General features: G+C 62.6%; 14 protein-coding genes. 4 read left to right on the top strand and 10 right to left on the bottom strand.

Annotated elements, in window-relative coordinates; all coding sequences use genetic code 11:
• Positions 1 to 128 precede the first annotated feature (128 nt).
• From AC1D75_RS02210 to AC1D75_RS02195, 4 genes are all read right to left on the bottom strand, one after another.
• Positions 129 to 2,201 carry an Hsp70 family protein gene (locus AC1D75_RS02210; protein WP_495513685.1) on the bottom strand — a complete coding sequence of 691 codons (2,073 nt, stop codon included), beginning with the start codon at positions 2,199 to 2,201 and terminating at the stop codon, positions 129 to 131.
• A 134-nt stretch (positions 2,202 to 2,335) separates the two neighbouring features.
• Positions 2,336 to 2,716: a hypothetical protein gene (locus AC1D75_RS02205; protein WP_495513684.1), complete on the bottom strand. Its 381-nt coding sequence runs from the start codon at positions 2,714 to 2,716 to the stop codon at positions 2,336 to 2,338.
• Between the two features lie 30 nt (positions 2,717 to 2,746).
• Complete coding sequence (locus AC1D75_RS02200) at positions 2,747 to 3,151, bottom strand: hypothetical protein (protein WP_495513683.1); 405 nt, start codon at positions 3,149 to 3,151, stop codon at positions 2,747 to 2,749.
• Positions 3,152 to 3,268: 117 nt separating this feature from the next.
• A complete protein-coding gene (locus AC1D75_RS02195) occupies positions 3,269 to 3,730 on the bottom strand; it encodes an SgcJ/EcaC family oxidoreductase (protein WP_495513682.1) in 462 nt (153 codons plus the stop codon).
• A gap of 274 nt (positions 3,731 to 4,004) precedes the next feature.
• On the opposite strand from AC1D75_RS02195, the gene AC1D75_RS02190 reads away from it, so the two are divergent.
• Genes AC1D75_RS02190 through AC1D75_RS02180 form a run of 3 tightly spaced genes read left to right on the top strand, consistent with a single transcriptional unit; the run spans position 4,005 to position 8,547 of the window.
• A complete protein-coding gene (locus AC1D75_RS02190; RefSeq protein WP_495513681.1) occupies positions 4,005 to 4,829 on the top strand; it encodes an FAD binding domain-containing protein in 825 nt (274 codons plus the stop codon).
• A complete protein-coding gene (locus AC1D75_RS02185) occupies positions 4,826 to 7,546 on the top strand; it encodes a molybdopterin-dependent oxidoreductase (RefSeq protein WP_495513680.1) in 2,721 nt (906 codons plus the stop codon). Before AC1D75_RS02190 ends, AC1D75_RS02185 begins: the two co-directional genes overlap by 4 nt.
• A 32-nt stretch (positions 7,547 to 7,578) precedes the next feature.
• Positions 7,579 to 8,547, top strand: coding sequence for an antibiotic biosynthesis monooxygenase (locus AC1D75_RS02180; RefSeq protein WP_495513679.1), 969 nt, complete (start codon positions 7,579 to 7,581; stop codon positions 8,545 to 8,547).
• A 41-nt stretch (positions 8,548 to 8,588) separates the two neighbouring features.
• On the opposite strand, the gene AC1D75_RS02175 is transcribed toward AC1D75_RS02180, so the two are convergent.
• From AC1D75_RS02175 to AC1D75_RS02150, 6 genes are all read right to left on the bottom strand, one after another.
• Positions 8,589 to 10,247: a CotH kinase family protein gene (locus AC1D75_RS02175; protein ID WP_495513678.1), complete on the bottom strand. Its 1,659-nt coding sequence runs from the start codon at positions 10,245 to 10,247 to the stop codon at positions 8,589 to 8,591.
• On the bottom strand, positions 10,247 to 10,924 hold the full coding sequence (locus AC1D75_RS02170; RefSeq protein ID WP_495513677.1) for a DUF4956 domain-containing protein: 678 nt from the start codon (positions 10,922 to 10,924) through the stop codon (positions 10,247 to 10,249). Before AC1D75_RS02170 ends, AC1D75_RS02175 begins: the two co-directional genes overlap by 1 nt.
• A complete protein-coding gene (locus AC1D75_RS02165; protein WP_495513676.1) occupies positions 10,921 to 11,754 on the bottom strand; it encodes a polyphosphate polymerase domain-containing protein in 834 nt (277 codons plus the stop codon). The genes AC1D75_RS02170 and AC1D75_RS02165 overlap by 4 nt, the downstream gene beginning before the upstream one ends.
• Positions 11,755 to 11,898: 144 nt before the next feature.
• On the bottom strand, positions 11,899 to 12,648 hold the full coding sequence (locus AC1D75_RS02160) for a maleylpyruvate isomerase family mycothiol-dependent enzyme (protein ID WP_495513675.1): 750 nt from the start codon (positions 12,646 to 12,648) through the stop codon (positions 11,899 to 11,901).
• Positions 12,649 to 12,713: 65 nt separating this feature from the next.
• Positions 12,714 to 15,884, bottom strand: coding sequence for a multicopper oxidase family protein (locus tag AC1D75_RS02155; protein WP_495513674.1), 3,171 nt, complete (start codon positions 15,882 to 15,884; stop codon positions 12,714 to 12,716).
• Between the two features lie 143 nt (positions 15,885 to 16,027).
• Positions 16,028 to 17,524, bottom strand: a complete 1,497-nt coding sequence (locus AC1D75_RS02150) for an MFS transporter (RefSeq protein WP_495513673.1) — start codon at positions 17,522 to 17,524, stop codon at positions 16,028 to 16,030.
• Positions 17,525 to 17,616: 92 nt separating this feature from the next.
• On the opposite strand from AC1D75_RS02150, the gene AC1D75_RS02145 reads away from it, so the two are divergent.
• On the top strand, positions 17,617 to 18,318 hold the full coding sequence (locus tag AC1D75_RS02145; protein ID WP_495513672.1) for a TetR/AcrR family transcriptional regulator: 702 nt from the start codon (positions 17,617 to 17,619) through the stop codon (positions 18,316 to 18,318).
• The last annotated feature ends 166 nt before the right edge of the window (positions 18,319 to 18,484 follow it).

The raw sequence follows: 18,484 nt of genomic DNA, 5'->3' as shown, positions 1-18,484 counted from the left end.
TGCCTTTCGAAACGCTAGCAGGATTCGGTCATGCACACGCTCTGGCTGTGGAACCATCGTCGTGATATCCGTGGCGGATAGCTGGATCGACCGAAACTCCATCGGTGAGCCCGCCGAACGAAATCAGTTCAGCACAGGCAGATCTGGGCCGAGCGCAACCATGCGGCGAATGCTTCCTGATCGGTGCTGTCCGTGACCCACCACGTGATGGTCCCGTTGACTTCCGAGTAGATGATGTACGCGACGGTGTTGTCGTCGAAGGTGTCGAAGTAGGCGTACACCGGGTCGCCGTCGATTGTCTGGGTGAACAACTCGGAGGTGTTGCTCTCGGCATACGCGGCGTCGGCGATGGTCTTGATGTCCGAGGTGCCTGCGTCGAACAGGGCGATGGCACTCGGTGGGGCGCCCGTGGTGCCTTCGGTGAGTACGCCACTGGCCGGCGCACAGATGATCGCGGCAATGGCATAGTCCGGACGGTCCATCGCCTGGCAGGTGTCGGCGTCGAACAGATCCGGGTTGGCGTCGACCAGACCCTGGTCGTCTGCGTCGAGGGCGCCAGGTGTTGCCGATGGGTTCGTCGTGGGTTCTGGGCGTTTGGTGGTGGTGGAGGTTTTGGTCGTGGTGGAGGTCGACGTCGATGTGGTCGACGAACTCACCGGCCCGGCCTTGGGGTCGTTGTCCCCGCCGGAACTGGCGATGGCCACTCCGAGAATGGCAGCGACCAGCACAACAACAACCGCTGCGATCGCACCGATCGTGAGATTGCGCTTGCGGTTCGGGTTGGGGCCCGGCTGCTCTGGCGGCGGGCCGTAGGCGGCGGCATAACCCGGCGGGGGGTTCGAACCGTACGGGGGGTCCGAGCTGTACTGGGGGTCCGAACCGTATTGGGCATTCGTGCTGTATTGCGCGGTTGGCACATATCCGCCACCCGGTGCCGGTGCCTCGGGCGAGCCCCAACTCGGTGTGCTCCAACCCGGTGCACTCGGTGGCGGTGGACCCGCAGGTGGCGCCGGTGGACCGGACGTCGTTTCCGGGGTTGCGGGTTTGGACAAAGCAACACCGACGATCGGTGGCGCCGGGAACGGTGCGGCCGCGGAACCGGCGGGATCCGACTCGGCGACGAGAGCTTCGAGCGCGCCGAGTGCGACCACGGTCTTCGGGTTGTCGAGTGTTGCCACCGTGCCGAGTTCACCGAGACGCTGCTGGACCAGTGGCACCCGTGAGGAGCCGCCCGTCAGATAGATCTGGACGTCACCGCCGGCGCCTGCGCGAGCCAGTGTCCGCCGGGTGAGGTCGACAACCGAGTCGACGTTGGCGGCGATGAGCTGTTCGAACTCACCGCGCGTCAGCTCGAGGATGGCCTCGCGGCCGCCTGCGCTGATGTTGATGACCGCGCGCGGCGATTCCGACAGCAGCTCCTTGGCGCGTCGGATGTTGTCGTCGACGGCGCGTTTGGTCGACAGGTTTGCCTCGGTCCGCAGGTACTCCAGGAGTTCGGGTGCGCGTGAGGTGAGCTGTTTGTCGACCCACCGCCGGATCATGGCGTCGAGGTTCTTGCCGCCGAGGCCGTTGCTGCCGTCGTGCGCGATCAGGTCGATCGAACCGGGTGTGGACGTCGCATCGCCGATCTCGACGACGGCGACATCGCATGTGCCGCCCCCGTAGTCGAGCACCGCAATCGTCTTGCCCGCGGCTTCTCCTGCAGGGATGGCCCGGGTGTAGTGCGCGATCGCGGCGCGAGGTTCGGAGATCAGGGTGACCGCAGAACGGTCGAATCCGATCAACTCGGCCGCGCGGGTCAGGACATCGATCTCCTCGGGTGACCAGGCCACGGGGTGCGTGAGGATCAATCGGCTGGGCCGGGTCCCGCCGCGGCGTTCCACCGCCCGATTCATGGCCGAATTCAGCACGGCGGCGATGAGGTTCTCCAGTGGTAGATCAAGATTGCCGACCGGAACCGTGCCGGCATTGATGTGCCGTTTGGGGTGTGTGATGAACGCGGCGGGATTGCCTGAGGCCTGGTTGACGGCGGCTTCGCCGACCAGCACATTGCGGTACGAATCCGCGTATACCGACGACGACATGATGTCGCTGTTGTGGGAGAGCGGCACCACCGCGGGCGCACCTGAACCGGGTTCATATCCGGCCGCGGCGGTATTGGACGTACCGAAGTCGATTGCCAGCCACCATTGGTTCGACATCGGGGCGGTTCCTTTCGAAGTGAGTTGGCCATCGGAGTCGGCCACCGCCAACGTAAGGCATCTACGCGTTGGCGGCAGCCGATTGTCCGGTGGGTGAATGTCGTACTGCCAGATGACGGTTGAGGCAGTGCCTGCTACAGGATGGTGAAGCCGTCCGGTATGCCGTTCTGGTCGAGATCGGAGACCGCGAGATCGTGCACGCCGTCTTCGTCGACATCGGTGTAGTAGGTGTCGACGGTTCCGTCCTGGTCGAGGTCGGATGCGCTGGTCTCGCTGAACCCGTCGCCGTCGATGTCGTGGGCGATGGTGTCGACGATCCCATCACCGGTGAAATCCTGGACGATCGTGTCGTCGATCCCGTCGCCGTCGGTGTCGACGAGCGCAGATTCTTTATAACCGTCACCGTCGAAGTCTGCGTATCCGACGATCTGCGGATCGTCCTGCGGATACTCGGCGGCCGGACCGTTGCTCTGGGGTGAGGTCTGCGGCGAATCCGCTCGGGTGGAATCAGACATGGGGTTCCTTTGATGCTGGTTGTCGCCGGCTCAGAGGGCGCTCGTGTCGGGGGTCTCGACGCTGTCGGGATCGATTTCGGTCCACTCGTCGGTGCCGGTTTCGTGGACGTAGGCGCTGTCCACCTCGCCGTCCTGGTCGTCGTCGACGAATGCGATGTCGTGTTCGCCGTCGGCGTTCTCGTCGAGGAACACGGTGTCGGCGATTCCGTCCTGGTCGGAGTCGGAGACCGCGGTTTCGACGTGCTGGTCGCCGTCGGTGTCGAAGGCAAGGGTCTCTGCGGTGCCGTCCTGGTCGTAGTCCTGCACCATGACGTCGCCGACGCCATCGCCGTCGACGTCCACGAGGGCGGATTCGGTCACGCCGTCGTTGTCGACGTCGAAGACCTCCAGGACGGTGGCATCTTCGCTGATCTCGGGCATGCTGTTGTCGGACATCGGATTCTCCTTGTTGGTGGGGGTGCTCGCGATGGTCTCGCTTGCGGTGTTGTTGATAGGAGAGTCCGAACGCGCCGAATGTTCCGGTGGATATGAAAGAGGTTTCCGGGTATCGATCTACTGGTTCGGAAGTACATCGCTGACAGGGGTGTTCTGGCCGGCCGCGAGCCACCACTGGTCGTCCTTGTTCACCAGTACATACATGGCCATCTCCGAAAATCCGGTGGCGTCGGGCTCTTCACCCGCGGACAACGCCTGCCTCCGGATGTGTGTCACCACCACCCCGGGTGCAGGGGAAATGCTCTGAACCACCTGAAACTCGGACGTCGGTACTGCGGCGACCTTGCCGTCCATCATGGACCGATGAATCGTGTTGAGAAGTGAGTATCCCTGGAGTACCTGGCCCTTCGGGCTTCCCCAGAGCACATCTGAGGCGAACAGCGAGTCGTATTGATCGGCATTCGATGCGCTTTGTAGCCGATCTGCCAGAAGTGCAACCGCAGCAGCGACCCCGTCGCTGTCGTCGGCTCGGTGCAGAGTCGGCCGGGTGGTGTCCATAGGTGGATTCGATTCAGTCATACGATGACGCTACGAGTTCAAGCGTGCTTTAAGTCAAGCCGCGACGTCAGCCCGTGATTCGGATCGTTTTCTCGAAGGCCTGTGGAACGCGTGTAGTGCGAACGGATGAGCTGGGACGACGTCAGGCGACAAAACCCGCGTATCCGTAACGGGCACTTGATGATCCACAAGCCGTCGGAAATGTTCTTTGGTGCACATCGGAGTTGCTGGTCGCGTACATTTGCACCGGCGCAAAGGCATCCCTGCGCATCGCCTGCCCAGAGGGAGTCCTTACATGGACATCAACACTGTCACCGACGTTGTCCGGCGCCCACCGCAGCGACCTGGGGAGATCTGGCGCGCAGGCGATGCCTGGCTTGCCGGTGGCACGTGGTTGTTCTCCGACGATCAGCCACATCTGCGTCGGCTTGTTGATCTCACCTCGTTGGGCTGGGAGCCGTTCGTGTCCGATGCCGACGGCCTGCAGATCGGCGCCACGTGCACGATTCGCGATCTGTATGCCTTTGTGCCCCCGGATGGTTGGGTGGCCGGCCCGCTGCTGGCCACCAGCTGTGAAGCGTTCTTGTCGTCGTTCAAGGTCTGGAACGCGGCAACAGTCGGCGGCAACATCGTCATGTCCCTGCCGGCAGGCCCGATGATCACGATGACCGTTGCGCTGGAGGCCGCCTACACCCTGTGGGCAGCCGACGGCAGTGAGCGGACGGTCGATGCGGCCGAGTTCGTCACCGGAAACCATGAGAACGTACTGGCATCCGGCGAGATTCTGCGCCGCATCGCGATTCCGGCGCAGGCGTTGCGTAAACGGTATGCCGTCCGCCGGTTCACCCTGACCAAGATGGGCCGATCCACGATCTTCATGGTCGGGACCCAGACACCGGGCACCACAGATCTGCTGCTGACCATCACCGCCGGAACCACCAGGCCGGTCCGGCTGGCGTTCGACACGCTCCCCGACGCCGTCGCCTTGCGCGCCGCCATCGATGCGCTGCCGAGCGAGCTCTGGTTCGACGACCCGAACGGGAAGCCCGATCATCGGCGACACCTGGCGAACCACTTCGCCGAAGAGATCCGGATCGAACTGGCAGGCGGTGTGGCATGACGTACACGGTGAACGGCAAACCCTTTGAGCAACAGCCAGACCCGGGTCAGTGCCTACGTACTTTCATGCGCGATCTGGGGCATCATGGAGTAAAGAAAGGTTGCGACGGCGGTGACTGCGGTGCCTGCACCGTCTGGCTCGACGGCAATCCGATCCACAGCTGCATAACACCGGCATTCCGGGCCGACGGCCGCGAGGTCACCACCATCGAGGGCCTTGGCACTCCCGAAGACCTCCATCCGATGCAGAAGAACTTCTGTGCGGCACCGGGTTTTCAGTGCGGCTTCTGTACGGCGGGCATGATCATGACGGCAGCGACGTTCACCGATGCACAGAAACAGGATCTGCCGCGAGCCCTGAAGGGAAACCTCTGCCGCTGCACGGGTTATCGGGCGATCGAAGACGCCGTCAACGGCGTCTCGGAGATCGAGGAAGCAAAGCCGGGCCAGGCCGTCGGAACCAGCGTGGGGGCACCGGCGACCGTGGACATCGTCACCGGCCGCGCCGAATACACGATGGATGTCGCGATGGAGGGAATGCTGCATCTCAAGGTGCTCCATTCGCCCCACGCTCATGCCCGGATCGTGTCCATCGACAAGACCGCGGCCCTTGCCGTGCCCGGCGTGCACCGGGTGTACACGTGGGAGGACGTCCCCCGAAAACTGTTCACCACCGCCATCCACACCGACCACCTCGTCGATCCGGATGACACCTACATCCTCGACAACGTTGTCCGGTTTGTGGGGCAACGGGTGGTGGCCGTACTCGCCGAGTCCATCGGCGCGGCCGAGGAGGGTTGCCGTCAGGTGGTGGTCGAATACGATCTGCTGCCTGCGGTTTTCGATCCCGAGGACGCGATGTCGCCGGGTGCGCCGGCGCTGCACGATTCGTCCGACCCCTTCGTTCAGGACCCGGAACACAACATCCTGCTCGAGATCCACGGGCACGTCGGTGATGTCGAGGCCGGGTTCGCCGCGGCCGATGTGATCCACGAGGGGACGTACACCTCGCCCCGGGTGCAGCACGCACATCTGGAGACCCACGGATCGATTGCGTGGATGGAGGAGGGGCGTCTGAATGTCCGCACGAGTTCGCAATCACCGTCCATCGCCAAGGTCAAGCTTGCCCACCTGTTCGATCTGCGCCCTGACCAGCTGCGCGTGTTCTGCAAACGGGTCGGTGGCGGCTTCGGTGGCAAACAGGAGGTGATCGCCGAGGACCTGGTGTCATTGGCGACGATGGACACCGGTGCGCCGGTCTCGCTGGAATACACCAGGACCGAAGAGTTCACCACGGCCTCCCCGCGCCACCCGATGAAGCTGACGGTCAAACTCGGTGCCAAGGCGGATGGGACGCTCACCGCATTCCAGGTCCGCAACGTCTCGAACACCGGTGCATACGGCAACCACGGTGGTGAGACGTTGTTCGCGGGCAGCGCCGCGGTGATGCTATACCGTTGCGCCAACAAGAAATACGATGCCTATTCGGTCTACACCAACACGGTGCCCAGTGGTGCGCTGCGCGGGTACGGGATGACTCAACCGGCTTTCGCTGTCGAATCCGCGATGAACGAGCTGGCGGTCCTGTTGGACATGGATCCGATGGACGTGCGGCGCCGCAACATCATCCGTCCGGGCGATGCCCTCATCGCGTTCGAAGATGGTCCCGACGATGTGATGTTCAGTGAAGACGGCCTTGGTGAATGTATCGATCTGGTCGATGCGGCGCTGGCGCGCAACAACAATGGTGTATCGCTCGGTGATGATTGGCTGATCGGGGTCGGCACCGCGAGCTCGGTCCATGAGACCGCGCCGCCGACCGAACACATCTCGGAGGCGTGGGCGACCCTGGGCGACGACCTGGTCTATGAGTTGGCCGTCGGAACGGTCGAGTTCGGTGAGGGTACCTCGACCGCGCACGTCCAGATCTGCGCAAACCAGTTGGGCACCACACCCTCACGGGTACGACTCGTCCAATCTGACACGGACCGCACCGGTTTCGACACCGGCGCATTCGCCAGTGCCGGCCTCTTTGTCGCAGGCAACGCAGTGCTGAACGCATCCAATGCACTTCGGGACCGGATCCTGGCATTCGCGGCATCGCACGCCGGTGAACCGCTCGCCAACTGCTCGATGGACGACGACGGCGTTCTCTGTGGTGGCACCCGACTGACGCTTGCCGAGATCGTCGCGGCCGGAGCGCGCCGCGGGATCAAGTTCACCGAGGCCCGAAAGGCGTACGGATCACCGCGAAGCGTCACGTCGAACACCCACGGATTCCGGGTTGCAGTTCACCGGATCACCGGCGAGATCCGCATCCTGTACAGCGTGCAGGCGGCTGATCCGGGCGTGGTGATCAACCCGGCCCAGGTTCGCGGTCAGGTGGAAGGCGGTGTGGCACAAGGGCTCGGATTTGTGCTCACCGAGGATTACCACGTCGACGAGACCGGCACGATGATGAACCCGAACCTGCGCAACTACCGCATCCCCACGTTTGCCGATGTGCCGCGTACCGAGGTGATCTTGGTGGAGTCACACGACTCGGTTGGCCCGATGCGGTCCAAGGGTATGGCGGAGTGCTGCATCAACCCGGTGGCTCCGGCGCTGGCCAATGCTGTCTACGACGCGACCGGCGTCCGGTACCGAGAGCTTCCGCTCACCCCGGACCGGATCTTCCACCGTCTCGGTGCTTCCCGAACAAATGTCGCGCCGGCCTGATCCGTGTTCGACAAACCCAATAGGAGATGGCGATGAGCGCCGAAACGATCAACACCGTCGCGACGGTCATCATCGGCCAGAAGGTACGGCCCGGAGCTGAAACGGCGTACTCGATCTGGCAGGACAGTATGAATGCCGCAGCCTCGCTCTATCCGGGGTTCGTCGCAGCCGAAGTTTCCCAGCCCACCGACGTTCAGCCGGATTGGGTGGTCATCTACCGCTTCGACTCTGTCGCCAATCTGCAGGCCTGGATCAACAGTGCGACCCGCCAGGAACTCTCAGATCGCGGACGCGACCACGTCGACGGGCCCGCCACCCAACAGGTGATCAGCGGTGGCGCCCAGGCCGCGGACCCGTTGGTGACGGTTGTCGTGACCCATCGGGTCAAACCTGAACTGGTGGACGACTTCTTGGCCTGGCAGGGCCGTCTGAAGGAAGCCGAGACGAAGTTCGACGGGTTCCGTGGATCCGAGTTGTTCCGGCCGATCGAAGGCCTGCAGGACGAATGGACCGCGCTGTACCGCTACGACAACGCCGCAGACCTCGATGCCTGGCTGACCTCCCCCGAGCGCCGCGAGTTGTTGGCGGAGGGTGAGCGGTTCAGTGATTTCGAACTGCGGACCATCGACAATTCCTTCGGCAGCTGGTTTGCCTTTGACGACAAGGGGATTGAGGCGCCGCCGCCGTCGGGGTTCAAGACCTCCATCGCGGTGTGGGTGGGTCTGTATCCGACAGTGGTGCTCTTGTCGCTGGCGTTGTCACCGCTCGAGATGCCGTTGTGGCTCGGGCTGCTGATCGGCAACCTCATCTCGAGCTTCCTGATGAGCTATTTCACAATGCCCTATTACGTGAACAAACTGCTGAAGGTATGGCTCTGGCCGCGGCCGGAACGCACTGCCCGGTGGACCAATTCGTGGGGCTGGGGCATAGTCGCCGCCGTGACGGCATTGTGGGTGGTGGTCTTCTACCTGGTCACGGTGGTGTTCTGGTCCCTGCCCTGAGGTGGCTCCTTCCGCCCCACTGTGCGAACGCGAAGTCGGAATCATCTGAGCGCAGCCAAGCTGTCGTTCCGGGCCGTGATCCAGGTCCGCATGCTGTCGATGCCGGCCGTCAGATCCTGCGCGGTCAATCCGTCGCTGGTGGGAATGGACTCCGCCAGGGCGTCGAGTTGATCCTCGGCCAGCCCACTGCCATAGATCAGGTCGTACAGATCCCAGTACGCGGACTCATAGACCTCGGTGAACGCATCCGAGGCGAGGAACCGGGTCTTGAGCGGGTTGCCGCCGCCCATACCTCCACCACCGGGACCGATCTGACCTCTGGTGTCGGGTCGGGTGTTGTCCTGGCCCGCAGGCGCTGCCTGCCGGATGCCGGTGTTGGCGGGGCGTTGCTGCATCTGCCCGTCCGTCGCGGTTGCTCCCGGTCGGGCGCCCGCGCCACCGCCGCCACCCATTGACACGGTGTCGTCGGGACCTGCGGTGGTCTGACCGTTCATGGCCAGGTTGAGGTCCCACGCGACAACCGTGATCTTCTCGGTTTCCAGGTCGTACCAGAGGTAGTAGTTCTGGCCCGGCCCGCTCATGTCGTCCGAGTTGACCAGCAGGTTCTGGGTGGCCACGTACCGCGCAAACGAATCGACGTCCACCCAGTCACCGAGGTGCTCGTCGAACTCTTTGTCGTCGGCACCATCGAGCCATCGCAGAAAGTTGATGATCGGCTGTACGTCACCGGTTCCCGATGCGTTGAGCAACTTGAACTGGCTGGTGTACGAGGCCTGGTCATCGTCGACGTACGCCATCTTCGAGTTCGCGTCGGCCTTGTACAGATAGCCGGGGGAGTCGAAGAGGGTGTCGGCGTAAGCGGAGGCAGGATGTTCGAGCAGCAGCCGCGTAGACGTCTCACTGCCGTTGATGCGGTAGACACTGTAGGCGTAACGCTGCGATGCCTGTCCGGTCTCTGCGGTCAGTGACAGGGCCATCGCCTCGTTGATGACGGGTGATCCCGGACGTACGGAGATCTCCGTGAGACCCTGGTAGGCACGGCCTTTGGCGTTCTCGTCGAAACTGATCAGCAGCGGAAGTGAGCTGGGATCATCTGCGCTGACGGAACCCATGGCGCCGCCCATCATGCCGCCCATGCCGCCGCCCGGTTGCCCATCGGCAGGTGGCTGCATGCCCTCGGGAAGTTCCATGCCTTCCGGTGGCTCGAAGCCTTCGGGAAGTTCCATGCCAGGGGGAGCTTCGGCACCCTCGCCGCCGGGGCCCTGCCGGTCGCCGTCTACACGTAGACCCATCAATGTGGAGTTGCCCTTGAGGCGTACCGAGGCATCCGAGACCACGGTGCCGTCGATCGTCACCGTCGCATTGATCCACTTCTTCTCGCCGTCATCGCGGTACGCGGTGATCATGTCCTGATACTCGGCGTCGGTGATGTCGATGGACACCTCGTGGTCCACCGAGTCGTCGAACAGATCGACTGTGCCGGTGATGTTCTCGGTGATCTCCGAAGCAATGACCGCTTGATCGCCGGTGATGTACGGACGGATCCGGGTGGTGCCGAACACCGTTGCCATCACGACCACGAAGACCACGAAGATCGCCACGATCTGCCAGTGCTGGCGCCAGCTGACCGGAATATGGTGGCGCAGCCTCTTTTTGGTCTGACCGGGCTCAGGGACCGCCAGATCCGGATCGTCGGCCATCAGATATCCGTCTGGTCGTATCCGGTCAGAACGGTGACTCGTTGGCCGGAGTTGACGTCCCTCAGTGCGGCGATGAGCTCGGCCGGCTGCTTCCCCTTCTTCAAGCGCGCGGTGTAGTACAGCTCATTGAGGGCGCCGGCTCTGGTGGATTCCGTTGACACCAACTCGAATTCGAGGCAATAGCTGATCATCACGTCTTCGATCAGTTTCGCGTACTCCTGCTCCGGCGGAACCTGGACCTTGACCACCTGGCGCTGGACGTCGAGCTTGTACCAGTTGAACTTGTACATGATCACGAGCACGAGGCAGATCGCCACGGTTGCCGCGATGGCGAGAAGGTAGAATCGGGTTCCGGTGCACATACCGATCGCCATCACAAGGAAAATGAATCCCACGTCTCGGGTTTCCTTGACGGCGTTGCGGAATCGGACCACCGACAGTGCTCCGACCAGAGCGAATGCGCGCGCGATGTTGGAGCCGACAACCAGCATGATGAGGGCGATGATCATGCCGCACATCACCAGTGTCTGCACAAATGACTGGCTGTACGAGACGTTCTTGTGGGTGTAGCGGTAGACCCAGGCCACCGTCGCCGACAGCACAAACGACAACGCCAATGAGCAGATGATGTCAAACGTGTTGAACGTTCCACTGAGATCTTGCAGATCGATATTCACAAACTCTTCCTCAAATCGGTCATACTCGCACAGCTCTTGGATTCTTGTGGCACAACAAGTTCTGCTGCACCCATCTGGGATCGCGGAGCCATCCCGAATGCTTCGATGGATTGGCAGTACTTCGACACGCGGATGACTGACATGTTCAGCCGGGCGGTGAGATCGGTGGCCCAGTAGGGCACACGTTCGTTCGCCTTGAGTTCCACGACCGCCAGTTTGGGTGGAATGGTGAACTTGTTTTCCGAAGCGCAGGCGAAGTCGAAATCGCGGTCACGGCCGTGGACCTTGTGGTCGATCGTCACTCGGAGCCCGAGGTCTGCGTCGTTGCCGACGAATGCTTCACGCAGGTATCCGGTGGTGACGATCGGCCGCAGGTCGAGATTGCCGATCAACGTGGTGACCTCGTTGACAAATGGTCGTTGTGCGGGGTCGCACTCGATGTCTTCGCGCTCGTTCAACCATCGCAGTGCGGCGCCGTACGGCATCGAGATCCGGCGTTTCTGGGTGACCCTGTTGACGCGTTGCTTGATCTCGACATGCACTTCGGTGGTGTCGGTGCACTGTGCCGGATCCCCGTATAGACGCATCCGCAGTTTGCGCCGGAACTTCAGTCCCTCGATCTTCTCCCAGTAGAACCGCAGATCCGGGGTGTCGTAGTACAACGACGTCACCGGGTACCCGCCGACGGGCGAGTACGGATCGGAGTCCATGCGGGCGGAGAGTTCTTCGCGCAGCTCTGGAACCTTCAGCTCGTCGACGAAGTATTTGATCTCGTAGCGATTGAACGCATGCAATCTGCTCGCCGTTTGCTGATATCCCTGGGTACTCACCCCGGTTCGTCACCTCTCCCGTTCCGATACGCCGGGATGAACTCCAGGCGAACGAGAACAGTAGAACTGATGAACCTTGAGGGAAGGTCTGTAGATTCCTGTCAGTTTCCTGTCAATGAAGGATCAATTGTCGCCGCGGCGGATTCAGAACGCGGTGCGCTCGAGCCACGTCTCCCAGATCTGCTGATCGCCAAGGACCTCGACGTTTGCTTCGGCAGCCGATAGGCGACGAGTCAATGCCAGCAAGAGATCCATCGCGCGTCCGCGTGCTGCGGCCCCGGCCTTGGTGTGGCTGTTGTCCCAGATGATGGCATCGTCACCGTCGCTGATCGACCATTCACCGGCGTTGCCTAGGGTGTCTTCGTGGGCGTGTAGGTGCAGGGTGGTGCCGGCGTCGAGTGGGGTGGGCCGGCCAGAGCCCGCCTGGGCCAGGAGGTCGAGCCATTCGGATATTCCATCGGCGGCAAGAGCTGGGCTCAGCTCGTAGGGAAGACCCAGTGCCAGTGCGGCATCGGCCCGGTGAACCGTCGCCTCGTGGAGACGGCGGCGGATCCACCACGCGGACGGACGCGGGCCGAGGAAGGTCCAGACCGGGGCATCCGGGCCGGTCACCGCGACCGCGTCGATCAACTTCTGGGCTCCGTCGTGCAGCCAGTCGATCGCCTGATCCGGATCGGCGGGCGGCTTTCCACCGCTGACCGATCGCGGATCGAGTGGTTGCTCGCGTTTTTCGGCGACGATCGCAGCGGCCCAGCGATCGCCACGGCCGACATGGCGAAACAGTTGCTGGACGGTCCATTCCGGACATGTCGGCACCGGATGTGCCGGATCTGCCTGCCGGATCAGTTCACCGAACAGGCGGTTCTCTTCCACAAGCGCATCGGAGTAGTCCATCCTCGGACAGTACCGCTTCGGGTCGGGGAGGGTCATGCATCCCGATGTCCCGCGGTTTCACCCCCCTAACGACCACCGAGCGCTGGCACCCCGGACGACGTGGGTGGCAGCGTGCTCAACAGCGTGGGGGTCAACGTGGTTGCGTCCGGGTTCGGCCGCGCCAGAACGTATTTGCGCACCTCTCCTGAGGGTCCGGAAACAAGAAGATCCGCACCGGTGGTCGTACTGGTGGTCGCGACGTGCACGCCGCCCGCGGTGTATGGCTCAAATGAAGCGATCACCCTGAACTCGATCGGACCATCGTGGTGGCCGGGGCTCTCCAAATACATGGCCGGGGCGCCGTCGAGGCGCGAGCCGCTCGAGAACACCTTCACTGATCCGGCGCCAGTGCTCATGCCGGCGATGATGCTCTTCGCGCCACCCTCTGCACCGGCGACCCAGCCCGTCGACAGTGACACACCGCCGGTGTAGGACGGATCGAATGCGAGGAACTCTGACGTCACGGTTGGCGCGATGGCGTCCGCGGGATCGACGGAATGGGCTGAGTGAGTGTTCGTTCCGGTTCGCTGGGCTTCGGCCGTCGGTGTGTACAGGTCGTACCGGAAGGTCTTGATCAGCGGCGCGTCACCGGCGCCGGGCGCGGTCGCGATGCTGTCCCGGCCGGAGGCCGCATCCACCATGCCGGTTGCCACGCTCACGCCGGCCTGAGAACCCGGATACGGGGTGAAGCTCGACCACACCTTCGGTGCGGTGGTCTTGTTCGCAGGGAGATCCGAAGAGAAAATCTTCACCTGCGTTTCGATACCCGGACCGGAACCCACGATGATGTTGTCTTTCAGGGCATTCCCGTCCACATCGGCGCCGGCAACGTTGACACCACCACGGAAGTCGTCGTCGAACGGAGCGAACCGGGTCAGCTCCTCGGTGAAAGGTGACGGTCCGGCGCCGCTGTACGCCACCACCTCTGGTGCCACACCCGCTCCGGTGCCCGCGACCAGATCGAGAATCATGTCACCGTCGACGTCCGCCATCGCGACGGTGGGCGATCCTTTGTATCCGTCGAACGGGGTGAGCGTCGCGACCGGCTTGTCGCCGTCGCCGTTCATGATCTGTACCTTCGCCGGGCCGGTCGGTGAACCATCGACGGCCACAGCGTAAGTCGATTCCTCGGGGATCACGTTGATGATCGCCATCAGTCCGTTGTCCTCGTGGTTGAGACGGTGACAGTGGATCACGTAGCTGCCGATGTAGTCGGTGAATGTGCTGCGCAGCGTGACCGATGCAGGTACCAGCGGGTTTTCCTGGTCGTCGGTCACCGGTGCCGGAACATTGATGTTGTCGATGCCCCACGGTTGGACGCCGGTCGTCACACCTGACATCGGATCGACGATCTCCATCACCTGGAAGTCGTTGACGTGGATATGCATTGGATGCTCGTCGTTGTTCAGGTTGACGACTTTCCACTCCTCGACGGAGTTCAGTCGCGGCTGGATCAACGGGATGTTGGGGAAGAGGTTGGAGTCGAACTCGTATGTGAACGACTTCGGATCGCTGTTGCTGGCCAGGTCGTTGCCGAACCCGCCGCTGATCACGAGCTCGCGATTCACGTCGACCGGCATCGAGGCGGTGTCGACAAACGACGTGTAGGCGTCGAGCTGTTGGCCGATGGTGAAGTCGGTGGTTTGGCCCGTTCCGCGATCGGGTGTCGCCTGGATCAGTGTTTGCGTCGGGAAGGTGAAGAACCCATCGGCGTAGCTGATGTACTGCGGATCGAGGGTGACCGTGCCCAATTCCGCAGGCGGGTTGTCGGTTCCGTTGTTGGTGTACAGCACGCCGTGGTTGATCACGGGCTTGGCATTCTCGAGCGGGGGCATCTCGAGCACCAGATCACCCGTGGTCGGCATCGTCACGGCGATCGCGTACCGCGAGGCCGGTGGAACCACCAGGCGCGTGCCATCGCCGTCGACCGGACCGTGGACCTCGGTGTACGGATTACCGTCCTGCCCGACGATGGTGAACTTCGGGTGATTGCCGGTCGCGGTCTCCGTCAATTGCAAAGGCATATAGGCGAAGTCGCTGATGTTGGCGACGACCCAGATCTCCGTCTGGCCCGGTTTGATCTTCAGCTCGGGCTGGAACTGACCGTTGACGGTGAACTGGACATCGCGCTCGTTGTCGGGAAGATTCGGATTCGCCGGGATGGTGATCTTCTCACCGGTGAACGATTGCAGGTTTTGCGGGACCATCTGGTTCTGGCCGCGATGGTTGTCCGGTGACAGCGGGCCGGAGTACCAGTTGGTGAAGTACTGCGCACCCTCGGTGGTCTCGGAGAAGTTCACCGGCGCAAGGACTGGCCGATAGGTGCCGTCGGCGAGTTCAGAGTCCGAGGGGGGTGTCAGTGTGCTCACGAACTGCGGCCAGTTCGGGGCGTTCAACTGGTTCCCTTTGCCTGCGCGGTCGAAGACGAAGTTGTACTGCAACGCCATGTCCCGGATGGGGATGTCGTTCTCGGTCACGATCGGGAGATCGCCGTCCGGACGGCCGATTTCGAGTAGTCCGGCCAGACCCATGTACGTCTGCTGTGCGGTCAGCTGGTGCCGGTGGCTGTGATACCAATACATCCCATTCGGCATGTCGTCGGGAACCTCGTAGGTGTAGGTGTTGCCCATACCGGCCGGGATGTCGAGTAACACGTTGTCGGCGTTACCTTCCGGGCTCACATGCAGCCCGTGGGTGTGCAGGTTCAGCGGCGTGGATTCCTGTGCCGCCGGGTAGATCGGCACCTCCTCGCCCTTGGCGGTGTAGGACGGATCGAAGTAGTCGGCGATCGTCAGGTCCTGAAGATCGTTGTCGTAGTGGATGATCAGGGTCTCGCCGGGATCGACGCGCAGGGTCGGGGCGGGGTAGAGGTCAGAGGCGGACATCTTGCCGTTCGACGGCGAGCCCTTGATCACGTCATAGCCGTAGACGAGAAAGCCGTCGACCGGGCCTGATGCGGTGTCGAGGGCGATGGCGCCCTGATGTGCGGAGAGGCGCACTTCGAGAACACCGCCCGCCGCAGTCAGTTTCACCGGTTCGCGGTAGGGGACGGGGCTGCCGCCGGACCCATGGTTGGCACCGGGGCCGGCTTCGGTTTTCGATGACGAACATCCGGTGAAGATCAGAACGATCGACAATATGATCACCGAAATGGCTACAGATCTCTTGCGCGACACAAACACTGTGGTCCTCACCATCGACGATGAGCGAACCTTACGTGTTTCCCGAGGATTCCACAGTGTGAATTGTCAATAGAGCGCAGGATTTTCGATCGGAGAACAAAAACGCCGGACCCGATGATCTCGGGTCCGGCGGCTTTGTTGTTCAGCGCGTCAGTGCATCAGTGTGCGATGACGGGTTCGGCGTTCGGGTCGATCTCCGGGATCTTGTTGGGATACAGGACACCGGCGACCAGTGCGCCGAGCGCGAAGAAGCCGGCAGCCCACCAGAATGCGGTGTGATAGCTGGCCATGGACGCGCCGTCGGCGATGGCCTGCATGCCGTCGGGGCCCGACGGGCTGTGGCTGCTGACGTAGTTCTCGGCCGCGGTTGCGGCGAAGCTGCTCAGCAGTGCCACGCCGATCGATCCACCCACCTGCTGCGCGGTGTTGATCGTGGCCGAGGCGACTCCGGAGTCACTGGCTGCGACGCCGTAGGTCGCCAGGCTGATGGCGTTGGCGAACACGGAGCCCAGGCCGATGCCGATCATGATCAGGCCGGGGACCACGCTGGTGACGTAGGAACTGTCGACCTCGATGTTGGTCAAGTACGCCATGCCGAGCGCGCCGACCGTAAGGCCGACCGCGACCATCACTTTGGGGCTCAACCGGGTGATGAGCACCGAACCCGAGATCGCCGCTGTGATGGCGATGGACAGGACCATCGGGAGGAAGGCCAGACCGGTTTCGACCGGGCTGAATGCGAGGGTCTTCTGCAGATAGAAGGTCAAGAACAGGAAGACTGCAAACATGCCGATCGAGGAGATGAGCATGACGAGGTAGGACGCGCCGCGCATGCGGTCGACCAGGATCCGCAGCGGTAGCAGTGGATGGGCAACCTTGGTCTGAACCCAGGCGAAGGCAACGAGAACCACGAGTCCGATGACAAGGGGGAGCAGCGTCAAGCTGTCGGTCCAGCCCTTGGTCTCGGAATTGGCGAATCCGTAGACGATGAGGAAGAGGCCGACGGTGACCAGTATGGTCCCGGCCCAGTCGATCGGAGTCCGGGTGGGGGCCTTGATGTGCTTGGGTAGCAGCACGATTGCGCCGATCAGGGCGATCAGGGCGAAGATGACGTTGACGTACAGGCACCAGTTCCACGAGATGTACTCGGTGAGAACGCCTCCCAGCAGGAGGCCGATGCCGGCACCGGCGCCGGCGACGGCCCCGAAGATGCCGAAGGCCTTACCGCGATCCGGCGATCCGGCGAACGTCACGGCGAGCAGTGAGAGCGCTGCGGGCGCCAGCAAGGCGCCGAAGACACCCTGCAATGCACGTGCACCGACCAGGACCTCGAAACTCGGTCCCCAGCCGCCGAGTGCCGATGCCGCCGCGAAGCCGATCAGCCCGACGATGAAGGAGTTCTTGCGACCGAACAGGTCGTTGATCCGACCGCCGATCAACAGCAGGCTGCCGAAGGCGAGCGAGTACGCAGTGATCACCCATTGCCGATCGCCATCACTGAAACCCAGGTCTTCTTGGGCTTCGGGAAGCGCGATGTTCACGATGGTGGCGTCCAGGACGACCATAAGCTGGGCGACCGCGAGCACGGCGAGGATCAGCCAGCGATGATTGGAGCCGGTCGATTCTCGCGACGGCGAAGTTTGGGTTGTAGACATGTTTCTCTTTCAAACGACAGAAACGGAATAGGCAATTCCGCTAATGGTATCAGAACGGAACCAGTGATTCCACTTAGCGCTATGCTGTAGCCATGGCTGAGATAGGGGACACGTCCGACGTGCTGCGGGCCGATGCGAGGGAGAACCACCACCGCATCCTCGTTGCTGCTCGGGAGGTGTTCGCGGCCCAGGGGCTCGGTGCGAAGTTGGCCGACGTGGCCAGTCACGCCGGTGTGGGTGTTGGCACGATCTATCGGCGGTTCGAGAGCAAAGAAGGGCTCATCGAGGAGCTCTACGCAGCGCGACTCGGAGATGTGGCGGCCATGGTCGGTGAGGCCGAGGCGCTCGCCGATCCCTGGGAGGGTCTACTGCACTTTCTGTATTCCAGTGCGACGATGATGGCCGACGATCGCGTCATGAGGGATCTCGTGTTCGCCGGTGCGCCATCGATTCCACAGACGTCGGGTGCCAGCATCGAACTGGCCGAACACATCACCGAGGCTCAGGCCACCATCAACGATGCCGCCGAACACCTTGTCCTGCGGGCGAAGGAGGCCGGTGAACTGCGCGCCGATTTCGAGGCCACCGATCTTCCGGTGCTGGCTTTTTCGATTCAGGCCACCGCTCAGTTCGCGAGGTCGCACAACCCGGATCTGTGGCGCCGGACGATGGGCATGATCATCGATGGCATCCGGGCCTCACGAACCAGCCTGACCCCGCTGGAGAGTCCGGCGCTGACGTCGGAGCAGTTGTCAGAGATATTTGTTGCCCATCAGATCGGAAAGTCCATCTGAGGGTCACAAAGTCAGAAGGGTCGCTTCGTCTACCCGCAACCGGTGACTGGTGTCGAAGCGACGTGTCAGTGGGTAGCCCACGGTATGAATTATTCCGTAGCTCAACGGCATCCATAGTTTGGGCTCGTGATTTTTGACATGAGCAATGGAACACGGACCTCGGGCC

It is taken from the genome of Williamsia sp. Y712 (assembly GCF_059445525.1).
The sequence above is the reverse complement of the archived record's forward strand: the minus strand, read 5'-3'. Positions and strand labels throughout refer to the sequence as shown.